General features: G+C 66.2%; 15 protein-coding genes. 12 read left to right on the top strand and 3 right to left on the bottom strand.

All coding sequences use genetic code 11. The annotated features are described in order from the left end of the window. The first annotated feature begins 30 nt into the window (after positions 1-30). A complete protein-coding gene (locus GWQ44_RS07860; protein ID WP_275926987.1) occupies positions 31-276 on the top strand; it encodes a hypothetical protein in 246 nt (81 codons plus the stop codon). 39 nt (positions 277-315) lie between these two features. On the opposite strand, the gene GWQ44_RS07865 is transcribed toward GWQ44_RS07860, so the two are convergent. After that, positions 316-576: a hypothetical protein gene (locus GWQ44_RS07865; RefSeq protein ID WP_016968736.1), complete on the bottom strand. Its 261-nt coding sequence runs from the start codon at positions 574-576 to the stop codon at positions 316-318. A 258-nt stretch (positions 577-834) separates the two neighbouring features. Here GWQ44_RS07865 and mdcA point away from each other — a divergent pair, with 258 nt between their 5' ends. The 9 genes from mdcA to madM all read left to right on the top strand — a co-directional run bounded on the left by mdcA (position 835) and on the right by madM (position 8,117). Next, positions 835-2,511 carry a malonate decarboxylase subunit alpha gene (gene mdcA, locus GWQ44_RS07870; RefSeq protein WP_275926988.1) on the top strand — a complete coding sequence of 559 codons (1,677 nt, stop codon included), beginning with the start codon at positions 835-837 and terminating at the stop codon, positions 2,509-2,511. After that, positions 2,511-3,386, top strand: a complete 876-nt coding sequence (locus GWQ44_RS07875) for a triphosphoribosyl-dephospho-CoA synthase (protein WP_275926989.1) — start codon at positions 2,511-2,513, stop codon at positions 3,384-3,386. The genes mdcA and GWQ44_RS07875 overlap by 1 nt, the downstream gene beginning before the upstream one ends. Beyond that, on the top strand, positions 3,386-3,685 hold the full coding sequence (locus tag GWQ44_RS07880; RefSeq protein WP_275926990.1) for a malonate decarboxylase subunit delta: 300 nt from the start codon (positions 3,386-3,388) through the stop codon (positions 3,683-3,685). Before GWQ44_RS07875 ends, GWQ44_RS07880 begins: the two co-directional genes overlap by 1 nt. Next, on the top strand, positions 3,678-4,529 hold the full coding sequence (locus tag GWQ44_RS07885) for a biotin-independent malonate decarboxylase subunit beta (RefSeq protein ID WP_103740349.1): 852 nt from the start codon (positions 3,678-3,680) through the stop codon (positions 4,527-4,529). The genes GWQ44_RS07880 and GWQ44_RS07885 overlap by 8 nt, the downstream gene beginning before the upstream one ends. Then, positions 4,526-5,329, top strand: a complete 804-nt coding sequence (mdcE, locus tag GWQ44_RS07890) for a biotin-independent malonate decarboxylase subunit gamma (protein ID WP_275926991.1) — start codon at positions 4,526-4,528, stop codon at positions 5,327-5,329. Before GWQ44_RS07885 ends, mdcE begins: the two co-directional genes overlap by 4 nt. Continuing rightward, complete coding sequence (locus GWQ44_RS07895) at positions 5,326-5,952, top strand: malonate decarboxylase holo-ACP synthase (RefSeq protein WP_199011094.1); 627 nt, start codon at positions 5,326-5,328, stop codon at positions 5,950-5,952. Before mdcE ends, GWQ44_RS07895 begins: the two co-directional genes overlap by 4 nt. Further along, positions 5,949-6,884 (top strand): malonate decarboxylase subunit epsilon, encoded by a 936-nt coding sequence (gene mdcH / locus GWQ44_RS07900; protein ID WP_275926992.1) that lies wholly within the window; start codon positions 5,949-5,951, stop codon positions 6,882-6,884. Before GWQ44_RS07895 ends, mdcH begins: the two co-directional genes overlap by 4 nt. Positions 6,885-6,951: 67 nt before the next feature. Then, positions 6,952-7,344 carry a malonate transporter subunit MadL gene (gene madL / locus GWQ44_RS07905; RefSeq protein ID WP_047306475.1) on the top strand — a complete coding sequence of 131 codons (393 nt, stop codon included), beginning with the start codon at positions 6,952-6,954 and terminating at the stop codon, positions 7,342-7,344. 5 nt (positions 7,345-7,349) lie between these two features. Beyond that, complete coding sequence (madM, locus tag GWQ44_RS07910) at positions 7,350-8,117, top strand: malonate transporter subunit MadM (RefSeq protein ID WP_016968745.1); 768 nt, start codon at positions 7,350-7,352, stop codon at positions 8,115-8,117. Between the two features lie 10 nt (positions 8,118-8,127). Here the strand turns inward: madM and GWQ44_RS07915 are convergent, their stop codons facing one another. Further along, on the bottom strand, positions 8,128-9,045 hold the full coding sequence (locus GWQ44_RS07915; protein ID WP_016968746.1) for a LysR substrate-binding domain-containing protein: 918 nt from the start codon (positions 9,043-9,045) through the stop codon (positions 8,128-8,130). 154 nt (positions 9,046-9,199) lie between these two features. Between GWQ44_RS07915 and GWQ44_RS07920 the strand changes: the two genes are divergently transcribed. Continuing rightward, the gene (locus GWQ44_RS07920) at positions 9,200-9,817 is read left to right on the top strand and encodes a hemolysin III family protein (RefSeq protein ID WP_103740353.1); all 618 of its coding nucleotides are present in this window, start codon (positions 9,200-9,202) and stop codon (positions 9,815-9,817) included. Here the strand turns inward: GWQ44_RS07920 and GWQ44_RS07925 are convergent. Then, the gene (locus tag GWQ44_RS07925; protein WP_042942429.1) at positions 9,805-10,716 is read right to left on the bottom strand and encodes a LysR family transcriptional regulator; all 912 of its coding nucleotides are present in this window, start codon (positions 10,714-10,716) and stop codon (positions 9,805-9,807) included. The genes GWQ44_RS07920 and GWQ44_RS07925 overlap by 13 nt on opposite strands. Before the next feature lie 122 nt (positions 10,717-10,838). Here GWQ44_RS07925 and GWQ44_RS07930 point away from each other — a divergent pair, with 122 nt between their 5' ends. Beyond that, positions 10,839-12,080 (top strand): D-amino acid dehydrogenase, encoded by a 1,242-nt coding sequence (locus GWQ44_RS07930; protein ID WP_275926993.1) that lies wholly within the window; start codon positions 10,839-10,841, stop codon positions 12,078-12,080. The last annotated feature ends 15 nt before the right edge of the window (positions 12,081-12,095 follow it).

Consider the following 12,095-nt stretch of genomic DNA (forward strand, 5'->3'; position numbering starts at 1 on the left):
TTTTAATTAATGAGGCAAGGAAGTTTCAACATGGCAGAACGTTTGATTTATTGGTTTTTCATCTCGGTGCTCGGTCTTGCGGGAGCAGGCGCTGTCGGTTTTTTTCTGTACAAGGCGTGGGTGGCTTTTCAATGGAGTGACCAGGCTTATTGGGGCTTTGTGGTGCTTGCCCTTGGTGTGGGGCTGTTCACTTTTATCAATACCAAGAAGCTGTATGGCACCTGGATGGGCCCTTCGTCGACGCCTGCTGAGGGGAAAGACCAGACCGCCGGTTGACCTCGAAAGAGGCCAACCGGGCAGGTTTGACCGAGGCCTTTACGCCTCCAGCCGCCACTGCAAGGCATCCAGGGCATCGCAGCCGTCTTGCAGCAGCAAGTGGGCGGCGTTGACGAAGTGGTTCAGATCACGCTCATCGACGCCTTTGAGTCCAAGGCAGTTGAGGCTGTGCAGCAGGTCGCGCGAGGCCTTGATGCGCTGCACCGCACCGCCGTGCAAGTCAGCAGCCGGGGCGTTGCGGTCGAGGTGGAACACTGGGGTAGGGGTGAGATTGCTCTGTAGCGGGATGAAGTCGGTCATTGGAAAGCTCCATGGATGAAGTGTCTGCATTCATAGGCTGCTTCTCGACCGGCTAAGATCGGCCGCCAATACCTCGGCGACCGGGCAACTATGCGGTCCCGCCAGCGTTGCAACAACCGCCAATGTGTTGCCATTACCTACAGCTCACACACCATCCAATCATTACCCTTAGCGTAACGATCCAACGCCGCGCTTGATTGATGCTCCCCGTTTTCACTCCTAAGGTGACTGCCACGACAGCGAACCCGTGGAGTGAGCATGACAACAATAATTTCCCCCGACGCGCGCTGGTCGCGGCGGCGCAGCGAAAAGCAGCGGCGCCTCGAGCAGGTGCGGGCCATCGCCGATGGCGTGGTGTTGCCGACCGACCAGATCGTCGCGGCGCTGGAGGCGCTGATCCTGCCTGGCGACCGGGTGGTGCTGGAAGGCAACAACCAGAAGCAGGCGGACTTTCTCTCCCGCTCCCTGGCCAAGGCCGACCCGGCCAGGCTGCATGACCTGCACATGATCATGCCCAGCGTCGGCCGCTCCGAGCACCTGGACCTGTTCGAGCGCGGCATCGCCCGCAAGCTGAACTTTTCCTTCGCCGGCACCCAGAGCCTGCGCATCAGCCAGTTGCTGGAAGACGGGCTGCTGGAAATCGGCGCCATTCATACCTACATCGAACTCTATGCGCGGCTGGTGGTGGACCTGATCCCCAATGTGGTGCTGTCCGCCGGCTTCATGGCCGACCGCGCCGGCAATATCTACACCGGCCCCAGTACCGAGGACACCCCGGCGCTGATCGAGCCGGCGGCCTTCAGCGACGGCATTGTCATCGTCCAGGTCAACCAGTTGGTGGACGATGTCAGCGAGCTGCCCCGGGTCGACATTCCCGCGTCCTGGGTGGATTTCGTGGTGGTGGCCGACAAGCCGTTCTATATCGAGCCGCTGTTCACCCGCGATCCACGGCATATCAAGCCGGTGCACGTGCTGATGGCGATGATGGCGATCCGCGGGATCTATGAAAAACACAATGTGCAGTCGCTGAACCACGGCATCGGTTTCAACACCGCGGCCATCGAGCTGATCCTGCCCACCTACGGCGAATCCCTGGGTCTGAAAGGCAAGATCTGCCGTAACTGGACCCTCAATCCCCACCCGACCCTGATCCCGGCCATTGAAAGCGGTTGGGTAGAAAGCGTGCATTGCTTCGGCACCGAACTGGGCATGGAAAACTACATCGCCGCGCGCCCGGACGTGTTCTTCACCGGCCGCGACGGCTCGCTGCGGTCCAACCGGATGTTCTGCCAGCTGGCCGGGCAATACGCGGTGGACCTGTTTATCGGCGCCACTTTGCAGGTGGACGGCGACGGTCATTCTTCCACCGTGACCCGCGGCCGCCTGGCCGGTTTCGGCGGTGCGCCGAACATGGGCCACGACCCGCGCGGGCGGCGCCACGGCACTCCGGCCTGGCTGGATATGCGCCAGGATCAAAGCGATGCACCCCAGGCCATGCTCGAACGCGGTAAGAAGCTGGTGGTGCAGATGGTGGAAACCTTCCAGGAAGGCGGCAAACCGACCTTCGTCGAAACCCTCGATGCAGTGGAGGTGGCGCGCAAGAGCGGCATGCCGCTGGCGCCGATCATGATCTACGGCGACGACGTCACCCACCTGCTGACCGAGGAGGGCATCGCCTACCTGTACAAGGCCCGTTCCCTGGAAGAGCGTCAGGCGATGATCGCTGCCGTGGCCGGGGTCACCGCCATCGGCCTGCGGCACAACCCCAAGGACACTGCGCGCATGCGCCGTGAAGGGCTGATCGCCTTACCCGAAGACCTGGGCATCCGCCGCACCGACGCCAGCCGTGAGCTGCTGGCGGCCAAGAGCGTCGCCGACCTAGTGCAGTGGTCCGGTGGCCTGTACAACCCGCCCGCCAAGTTCAGGAGCTGGTAATGCACGCACTCAACCTGCAATCACCCTCCCTGAGCCTGGCCGAGCGCCTGGCGGACCTGGCGGTGGACGCGCTGATCGACGAAGCCGACCTGTCGCCCAAGCCGGCGCTGGTGGACCGTCGTGGTAATGGTGCCCACAGCGACCTGCACCTGGGCCTGATGCACGCCTCGGCCCTGTCCTTGTGGCCGGCGTTCAAGGAGATGGCCGAGGCGGCGCTGGCGTTCGGCGAAGTGGGCCTGCCCCTGCGCGAAGCCCTGGGGCGCATTGGTCGCGAAGGCGAGCGGGCCATGCTCGCCACCACCGGCGGGGTGAACACCCATCGCGGGGCGATCTGGGCCCTGGGCTTGCTGGTGGCCGCCGCCGCGCTGGACCCTCAATCCACAGGTGCCGGCAGTGTCGCGCTGCGGGCCGCGCGCCTGGCCCTGCTGGAGGATCGTTACGCGCCACGGCCCTTGAGTCATGGCGCCCAGGTGGCGATCCGCTATGGCGTGCGCGGCGCTCGCGAAGAAGCCCAGCAAGGCTTCCCCGCGGTGCTGCAACGGGGGCTGCCCCAGCTCAAGCGCAGCCGCGCCCAGGGCCATGGCGAACAGAACGCCCGGCTCGATGCCTTGCTGGCGATCATGAGCCAACTGGCCGACACCTGCGTGCTCTACCGCGCCGGTGAACAAGGCTTGCAGGCCATGCAGCAGGGTGCCCAGGCGGTGCTCGATGCCGGTGGCAGCGCCAGCCTCGCCGGGCGCCGCCGCCTGCATGAGCTGGACCTGCAATTGTTGACCTTGAATGCCTCGCCCGGCGGTGCCGCCGACTTGCTGGCGGCCAGCCTGCTGTTGGACCGGATCGAATCCGCCGACGCCTTTCACCCGGGAGCGAACTGATGGAAACCTTGTCCTTTGAATTCCCCGCCGGCCAGCCCGGTCGTGGCCGCGCCCTGGTGGGCTGTGTCGGCTCCGGCGACCTGGAAGTGCTGCTGGAGCCGGGCCAACCCGGCAAATTGACCATCCAGGTGCAGACCTCGGTAAACGGCAGCGCCGCGCGCTGGCAGCACCTGTTCGAGCGCATGTTCGACGGCCAGACGCCGCCGGCGCTGCTGATCGACATCCATGATTTCGGCGCCACCCCGGGGATGGTGCGCCTGCGCCTGGAACAGGGCTTCGAGGAGATCGGCCATGACTGACAGCGCAGCGTTGTTGAACAAGCACAGCTTCGTCGAGCTGGGCGCCCGGCAGCGGGCCCGGGCCTTGCTGGATGCCGGCAGTTTTCGCGAGCTGCTGGACCCGTTCCAACGGGTCATGTCGCCGTGGCTGGCGCGCCAGGGCGTGGTGCCCCAGGCCGATGACGGGGTGGTGATCGCCAAGGGCAGCATCGATGGCCTGCCGGTGGTGATTGCCGCCATCGAAGGCGCATTCCAGGGCGGTAGCCTGGGCGAGGTGGGCGGGGCGAAGATCGCCGGGGCTCTGGAGCTGGCCGCCGAGGACAACCGCAACGGCATCCCGACCTGTGCCGTGCTGCTGCTGGAAACCGGTGGCGTGCGCTTGCAGGAAGCCAACCTGGGGCTGGCGGCGATTGCCGACATCCACGCGGCAATCGTCGACCTGCGCCAGTACCAGCCGGTGGTCGGCGTGGTGGCCGGCAGCGTCGGCTGTTTTGGCGGCATGTCGATTGCCGCCGGGCTGTGCAGTTATCTCGTGGTCACCCAGGAAGCGCGCCTGGGGCTCAACGGCCCGCAGGTGATCGAGCAGGAGGCCGGGCTTGAGGAATACGACTCCCGGGACCGGCCGTTCATCTGGAGCCTGACCGGTGGCGAGCAGCGTTTCGCCAGCGGTTTGGTGGACCGTTATGTGGCGGATGATGTGGCGCAGATCCAGGCCCAGGTCCGCGAGTTGCTGGCCCTTGGCTTGCCCCAGCGGCAACGCAGCCGTGAGGCCGAACACTATCTGCAACGCCTGGCCCGTTTGGACACCACGCCGCAAATCGATGCGGCGACGGTTCGCGATCTGTATCAAGGAGACCGCTCATGAGTGCTTATTCTTTGCGGGGCCAGAACTGGTTCGACGCCTTGAGTGGCGGCGCCGCGCCGGTAACTGGCCTGCCGCCGTCGCTGCGGGTGGCCGACGGCGAACTGATGGGGCAGCCGGTGCGTTTTATCGCCGTGGTGGCTGACCCGGAAAACCGTTTTCCCCGTGCCCGCCAGGGCGAGGTCGGCCTGCTGGAAGGCTGGGGCCTGGCCAAGGCGGTGGATGAGGTGATCGATGCCGACCGCGAGCAGCCCCACAAGCGGGCGCTGATCGCCATTGTCGATGTGCCGAGCCAGGCCTATGGCCGGCGTGAAGAGGCCCTGGGCATTCATCAGGCCCTGGCGGCGGCGGCCGACAGCTACGCCCGGGCCCGTTTGGCCGGGCACCCGGTGATTGCCCTGCTGGTGGGCAAGGCCATGTCCGGGGCCTTTCTGGCCCACGGTTATCAGGCCAACCGCTTGATCGCCCTGCGCGATCCCGGGGTGATGGTGCACGCCATGGGCAAGGCTTCGGCGGCGCGGGTCACCCTGCGCAGCGTCGAGGAGTTGGAAGCCCTGGCCGCCAGCGTGCCGCCCATGGCCTATGACATCGACAGCTACGCCGGCCTGGGGCTGCTCTGGGAAAGCTTGTCGGTGCGGCAGATTGAACAGCCCACCAGCGAGGATCTGGTCGCGGTCGAGGAGTGCCTGCTGGCGGCCATCGCCGATGTACGGGCCAAGGGCGTCGACCTGAGCGGTCGTCTGGGAGCGTCGAACCGAGCGGCGTCGAGCCGGGTCCGTCAATTGCTGCGGGAACAATGGTGAACGGCCTCGGCCCCTGGCTGCCCCACGACCTGCTGTGGGGCATGAGCCCGGCGCAGTTGGCCGCCGATGCGCCGGACTGGGCCTTTGCCGTGCTGGAGGCGGGGCAGCCGGTGGTGGTGCGGCGGGCGCTGACGGCCCCCGGGCAGATCGCAGTCGGCCTGCGCGGTCGCACCCGCGAGCAGCGCTACCCGGCTGTGCTGGCGCTGGAGTCGGTGCAGCGCGGGGTGTATCCCGAAGCACTGTGCCAATTGAGTGGCACGCGCTCATTGCCGGCGCTGCAGGCGTTGCAGCAACTGCGCGGCGAGCTGGATGCCCTGGGCCTGGTCTGGGGCGTCAGCGGCAGTGCCGGTTTCGAGCTGGCCTCTGGGGTGGCTGCGCTGCATCAGCACAGCGACCTGGACCTGATCCTGCGCACGCCGGAGCCTTTTTCCCGGGCTCAGGCCCGCGAGCTGCTGGCCCTGCTGGAGCGCGCCGAGTGCCCGGTGGACCTGCAACTGCAGGTTCCCGCCGGGGCCGTGGCCCTGCGTGAATGGGCGGGAGCTGCGCCTCGGGTGCTGCTCAAAAGCGCCAGTGGCGCGCGGCTGGTCGGCGATCCCTGGAACTCTCGGGAGCAGGCAGCATGAGCAGCCTGCTGGTGTTTCCGGGCCAGGGCGCGCAGCAGCCGGGGATGCTCCAGCGTCTGCCGCCAAGCGCGGAAACCCGCGCCTGCCTGCAGGAAGCCAGCGAGGTCCTGGGGGAAGACGTACTGACCCTGGATTCGCCCCAGGCCCTGGCCAGCACCCGGGCGGTGCAGTTGTGCCTGCTGATCGCCGGGGTGGCCAGTGCCCGGACCCTGCTGCAAGCGCCGCTCAAGGCGGACTATGTGGCGGGCCTGTCCATCGGTGCCTATCCGGCGGCGGTGGTGGCCGGAGCCCTGGAGTTTGCCGATGCCTTGCGCCTGGTGAGCCTGCGAGGTGAGTTGATGCAGCAGGCGTATCCACAGGGCTATGGCATGACCGCCCTGATCGGCCTGGAGCTGGCGGCGGTGGAGGATTTGCTGGCCCAGGTTCACAGCCCGCAGACGCCGGTGTACCTGGCCAATATCAACGCCGACAACCAAGTGGTGATCGCCGGCAGCGATGCGGCGATGCAGGCGGTGGCCGAGCTGGCCCGGGGTTGCGGGGTCGGCGTGGCCAAACGCTTGGCGGTCAGCGTGCCGTCTCACTGTCCGTTGCTGGAACAACCGGCCCAGGCCCTGGCCGCGGCCTTTGCCGAGGTGCCCCTGCAACTGCCGACGCTGGGTTACCTCAGTGGCAGCCGGGCCCGACCGCTGCGCACGCTGGAGCAATTGCGCGATGACCTGGCGTTCAACATGTGCCGGGTGGTGGACTGGCGCGGCACCGTGCAAAGCGCCTATGAGCGCGGGGTGCGCCTGCAGATCGAATTGCCTCCCGGCGCGGTACTGACCGGGCTGGCCCGCCGGGTGTTTGCCCAAGGGACGGTGATCGCCTGCGACGGCGCGCGCCTGGACACCCTGCAAGCCCTGTTGAGTGAGGAGGGAAGCCGCGACCGATAGAGCACCGACTCAGGCTGACGAAGCACAAGAACAACAACTTCGACGATGCACTTTGAGGACAACAACAATGATTATCTACGGTGTGGCCTTCCTGGCCTTTTGTACCCTGGTGGGTATTTTCATCGGTGAGCTGCTGGGCAAATTGATCGGCGTGCCGGCCAATGTCGGCGGGGTCGGTATCGCCATGCTGCTGTTGATCGGCCTGGGCAGTTACCTGCACAAGCGCGGGCTGTTCGCCGGCAAGTCCGAACAGGGCGTGGAATTCTGGGGCGCGGTGTACATCCCCATCGTGGTGGCCATGGCCGCGCAGCAGAACGTCTACGGCGCGCTCAAGGGCGGGCCGATGGCGATTCTCGCCGGCACCCTGGCGGTGGTGATCGCCTTCGCCCTGGTGCCGGTGCTGGTGCGCATCGGCAACAAGGCGCCGGATGCGGCCGTTGCTCAGAAAACAGCGGGGTAAAGGCCATGTACGAATCGATGATGAAGGTCATTACCGGCTACGGGCTGATCAGCGGTTTCGCGGTGATCGGGATCACCATGTGGGTGTCCTACTGGATCTCCAACACCTTTACCAAGGGCCGCCTGCACGGCTCGGCCATCGCCATTCTGCTGGGGCTGGTGCTGTCCTATGTGGGCGGCGCCTTCACCGGTGGGCAGAAGGGCGTGGTGGACATTCCGCTCTTATCGGGCATCGGCCTGCTGGGCGGGGCCATGCTGCGCGACTTCGCGATTGTCGCCACGGCCTTCGGGGTCAGTGTCGAGGAGCTCAAGCGCGCCGGGTTCGTGGGTGTGCTGGCGCTGTTTGTCGGGGTTGGCTCGTCCTTTGTCGCCGGGGTCGGCGTGGCCATGGCCTTTGGTTATACCGATGCGGTGAGCCTGACCACCATTGGCGCCGGGGCGGTGACCTACATCGTTGGCCCGGTGACCGGGGCGGCGATTGGCGCCAGCTCCGAAGTCATGGCGCTGTCGATTGCCGCGGGGTTGATCAAGGCGATCCTGGTGATGGTGATGACGCCCTTCGTGGCGCCGTTGATCGGCCTCAACAACCCGCGCAGCGCGGTGATCTTCGGCGGCCTGATGGGCACCTCCAGCGGTGTTGCCGGGGGGCTGGCGGCCACCGATCCGAAGCTGGTGCCCTACGGTTGCCTGACGGCGGCGTTCTACACCGCCCTGGGCTGCTTGCTGGGGCCGTCGTTGCTGTTCCTGCTGATGCGCGGCCTGCTGGGCGCGTAGGGGCGGGCTTCTAGGTGCTTTGCCGGTTGGCGTACATCCGGCATTCGGCCAGCAGCGCCAAGAGGTTCGGGTCGCGCTCCTTGGCCTTGAGAAACACCACGCCGATATGTTGCTGCAGGCGGTAGCGCGCCTGCAGTGGTATCAGCTTCACGCGGTTTTCATACACCGCAGCGATCCTTCCCGGTAGCAACGCATAACCAACCCCGGAGCTGACCATGCTCAGCAGGGTGAAGATGTCGTTGACCTGCATCGCCACCTTCGGCTCGAACCCCGCCTGCTTGAACACCCGCACCCCGTCCTGATGGGTGGCAAAGCCCTGGGTCAGGGTGATGAAGGTGGCGTCGCGCACGTCGGCCAGGTCCACCTCGCGCTGCTGGGCGAAGGGCGAATCGGCCGGGGTGGCGAGGAAGATATCGTCGGAAAACAGCGGCAACTGCTCGCAATCCGGGTCGTTGACGCTGTCGTCCAGGGAAATCAGGATGGCGTCCACTTCCATGTTCTTGAGCTTGTACAGCAGGTCGATATTGGAGCCCAGGATCAGGTCGATGTTCAGTTCGCTGCGACGCAGCTTCAGGCCCATGATCAACTGCGGCACGGTTTTCACCGTCAGCGAGTAAAGCGCGCCGAGCTTGAAGCGTTCTGCAGAGAAGCCCGCGGCTTCACGGGTCAGGCGCACGCTTTCGACCACGTCCTGCACCAGCTTCTGCGCGCGTTCTTCGAGGACGAAGGCGCTTTCCAGCGGCGTCAGGTTGCGTCCTTCGTGCTTGAACAGCGGGCAGCGCAGGGCGTTTTCCAGGGAGTGGATGGCCCGGTGCACGCTGACATTGCTGGTCTGCAACTCGGCGGCGGCGCGGGCCAGGTTGCCGGTGCGCATGAAGGCCAGAAACACTTCGAGCTTTTTCAGGGTCAACTCTTCGTCGATGAGCATGGACGGGCCTCGGCTGATGAGGGGCTGATGATGCCCGATGAGTCAGAAAGTGGCCGCTGGTTTTTTATCCGCCGTGCCCCCATAGACCTATTGCGCTTTCGAACGGCAGGCCTGAGCCTTGCGTGTTTTTTCATGTTTCAAGGGTGAGCGACCGATGTATCACGGAGAAAGATTCAACGCCTGGACCCACTTGCTGGGGGCCGTCGCGGCGTTTATCGGCGGCATCTGGCTGGTGGTGCTGGCCAGCCTCGACGGCAGCCCGTGGAAGATCGTCAGTGTGGCGATCTATGCCTTCACCTTGCTGGTGCTCTACAGCGTGTCCACGGTCTACCACAGCGTGCGCGGACGGGCGAAGAACATCATGCAGAAGGTGGATCACTTTTCCATCTACCTGCTGATTGCCGGCAGCTACACGCCGTTCTGCCTGGTGACCCTGCGCGGGCCCTGGGGCTGGACCCTGTTCGGCATCGTCTGGGGGTTGGCGCTGATCGGCATTCTTCAGGAGATCAAGCCGCGTTCCGAGGCGCGGATCCTCTCCATCGTGATCTACGCGGTGATGGGCTGGATTGTCCTGGTGGCGGTCAAGCCGCTGCTGGCGGCCCTTGGCACCGCCGGGTTCACCTGGCTGGCGGCGGGTGGGGTGTTGTACACCGTGGGCATCATCTTCTTCGCCCTGGATAGCCGCCTGCGCCATGCCCACGGCATCTGGCACCTGTTCGTGATCGCCGGCAGCCTGCTGCATTTCATCGCCATCCTGTTCTACGTTCTGTAGGCACTGTCCAACTGGGCCTGGGCCTGGCGGGCGAAGATCTCCAGCAGGCTGGCCAGGGTGTGGGGCGGCGGTTCGGCGGCGCGGGTCACAGCGTACAGGGTGATCGGCAGCGGCGGGCTGAGCGGACGGCTGGCGGTGCTGGCCGGTGAGGCGCCCAGGGCGGTGAACGGGTCGATCAGCGCCAACCCGGCGCCGGATTCGACCATGGCCCGGGCCAGGGAATAGGTCTGTACGGCAATGCTGATCCGCGGCGGCGGTTCCACGGCCTTGAGGTAGCTGTCGAGGCGCGCCGACAGCGGGTCGCTGCTGCTCAGGCCAATCAGTGGTGCATCCGCCAATTCCATCAACGCCAGCGGCTGGCCGCGCATGGCGGGCGGCCAGTAGTCCCGCGGGGCCAGGGCCACCAGCACGCCCTCGGCCAGGGGCTGTGCGCAGAGCCCGGGGTGATCCGGGCGTTGCAGGGTCAGGGCCACGTCGATTTCCCGCATCAGCAGGTTCTGCACCAGTTCGCGGCTGTGGGCGCTGGACAGTTCGCACAGGCTGTCCGGGTAGCGCTGGGTCCACTCGCTGATGGCCGGCGGCAGCAACGCCAGGGCCAGGGCCGGGGTGGCGCCGATGCGCAGGCTGTGGCCCGGCGCCCGACGCAGGTTCTGGGCCAGGCGCCGCACGCCTTGCAGGCTTTCGCTGACCTTGTCCACTTCGCGCTCCAGCTCCAGGGCTTCCGGAGTGGGCTGCAATTTGCCCCGCACCCGCAGGAACAGCGGGAAACCCAGCTGCAGTTCGGCGTGCTGCAGGACCTTGGTCACCGCCGGTTGCGAGACGTGCAGCAACTGCGCGGCGCCGCTGATGGAGCCGGCCTGGCGGATGGCCTGGAAGATTTCGATATGGCGCAGGCGCATGGGGCAGTCCATAACCTTTGTTTATGGGAGGTGCATCTTTATTCATTGTCCGGCGCCTGTCACCTGCCCCTAACCTTGGGCCATCGAACAATCGGTCATCGAACAACGGGCTAGGGGCAGTCATGAGTCAGCAGGTTTGCATCATCGGTGGCGGCGTCATCGGCTTGGCCAGTGCCTACGCCCTGGTCCGCCAGGGCTTCGAGGTGATCCTGGTGGAGGCCCAGGAGTCCCTGGGCAGCCAGACCAGCTTCGCCAACGGCGGGCAGTTGTCCTATCGCTATGTGGCGCCTCTGGCCGATGCCGGCGTGCCCTGGCAGGCCCTGGGCTGGATGCTCAAGGGTGACTCGCCGCTCAAGCTGCGCCCGCGCCTGGACCCGGCGCAGTGGCGCTGGCTGGCGGGGTTTCTCGGGGCATGCCGGCACTCGGTGAACCAGCGCAATGGCGCGCACCTGCTGCGCCTGGCCCTGCTCAGCCAGAGCACCCTGCAAGGCTGGCGCGAAGAGGATGGCCTGCAAGGCTTCGACTGGCGGCGCAACGGCAAGCTGGTGACCTTTCGCCAGCGCCAAAGCTTCGAGCATGCCCGGCACAACCTGGCGGACAGCCGCCAGCAGCAGGTGTTGTCCGCCGCCGAATGCACCGCCCTGGAGCCGACCCTGGGGGACACGCCCTTCGTCGGTGGCATCTATACCCCGTATGAAGAAGTGGCCGACTGCCACGCGTTCTGCCAGCAACTGGCGGCGCGGCTGCGGGCTTCCGGGCGTTGCGAAATTCTTCTCGGCCAGCGGGTCCGGGCCATCCGCCACGTGGGGGATCGGGTCCAGTCCATCGACCTGGGCGAGCGCCAAATGCCGGTGGAGCATCTGGTACTGGCCGCCGGGCACCGCAGCCCCGAGTTGCGCCTGCCAGGGCTCAAGCTGCCGCTGTATCCGCTCAAGGGCTACAGCCTCAGCGTGCCCATCGGCCCGCAGCACCGGGCGCCGGAAATCAGCATCACCGACTACAACCGCAAGATCGTCTACGCGCGCATCGGCCAGCAGTTGCGGGTGGCGGCGATGGTCGACATCGTCGGTTTCGATCCGTCCCCGGACCCGGCACGCCTGGCCCTGATGCGCCGGCAGGCCGAGCAGACCTTCGCCGCCGCCGGCGATTATCAGGCCGCCAGCGAATGGGCCGGCATGCGCCCGGCCACTCCCAGCGGCGTGCCGCTGATCGGCGCCACCGCCTACCGCAACCTGTGGCTCAACCTCGGCCATGGCGCACTGGGTTTCACCCTGGCCTGTGGCAGCGGCCAGTTGCTGGGCGAACTGATCGGCCAGCGCTCCACCAGCATCGACATGCAGGGCCTGACGCCCCGCGTCGCCTGAACGTTCAACAGGAGT

This window comes from Pseudomonas sp. 3MA1, assembly GCF_029237275.1.
GTDB classification, from domain to species: Bacteria; Pseudomonadota; Gammaproteobacteria; order Pseudomonadales; family Pseudomonadaceae; genus Aquipseudomonas; species Aquipseudomonas fluorescens_AP.

Excerpts from the sequence above, each read along its gene's own strand:
- GWQ44_RS07860 (WP_275926987.1), top strand. The coding sequence starts at position 31 with ATGGCAGAACGTTTGATTTATTGGTTTTTCATCTCGGTGCTCGGTCTT.
- GWQ44_RS07865 (WP_016968736.1), bottom strand. The coding sequence starts at position 576 with ATGACCGACTTCATCCCGCTACAGAGCAATCTCACCCCTACCCCAGTG.
- mdcA (WP_275926988.1), top strand. The coding sequence starts at position 835 with ATGACAACAATAATTTCCCCCGACGCGCGCTGGTCGCGGCGGCGCAGC.
- GWQ44_RS07875 (WP_275926989.1), top strand. The coding sequence starts at position 2,511 with ATGCACGCACTCAACCTGCAATCACCCTCCCTGAGCCTGGCCGAGCGC.
- GWQ44_RS07880 (WP_275926990.1), top strand. The coding sequence starts at position 3,386 with ATGGAAACCTTGTCCTTTGAATTCCCCGCCGGCCAGCCCGGTCGTGGC.
- GWQ44_RS07885 (WP_103740349.1), top strand. The coding sequence starts at position 3,678 with ATGACTGACAGCGCAGCGTTGTTGAACAAGCACAGCTTCGTCGAGCTG.
- mdcE (WP_275926991.1), top strand. The coding sequence starts at position 4,526 with ATGAGTGCTTATTCTTTGCGGGGCCAGAACTGGTTCGACGCCTTGAGT.
- mdcH (WP_275926992.1), top strand. The coding sequence starts at position 5,949 with ATGAGCAGCCTGCTGGTGTTTCCGGGCCAGGGCGCGCAGCAGCCGGGG.
- madL (WP_047306475.1), top strand. The coding sequence starts at position 6,952 with ATGATTATCTACGGTGTGGCCTTCCTGGCCTTTTGTACCCTGGTGGGT.
- madM (WP_016968745.1), top strand. The coding sequence starts at position 7,350 with ATGTACGAATCGATGATGAAGGTCATTACCGGCTACGGGCTGATCAGC.
- GWQ44_RS07915 (WP_016968746.1), bottom strand. The coding sequence starts at position 9,045 with ATGCTCATCGACGAAGAGTTGACCCTGAAAAAGCTCGAAGTGTTTCTG.
- GWQ44_RS07920 (WP_103740353.1), top strand. The coding sequence starts at position 9,200 with ATGTATCACGGAGAAAGATTCAACGCCTGGACCCACTTGCTGGGGGCC.
- GWQ44_RS07925 (WP_042942429.1), bottom strand. The coding sequence starts at position 10,716 with ATGCGCCTGCGCCATATCGAAATCTTCCAGGCCATCCGCCAGGCCGGC.
- GWQ44_RS07930 (WP_275926993.1), top strand. The coding sequence starts at position 10,839 with ATGAGTCAGCAGGTTTGCATCATCGGTGGCGGCGTCATCGGCTTGGCC.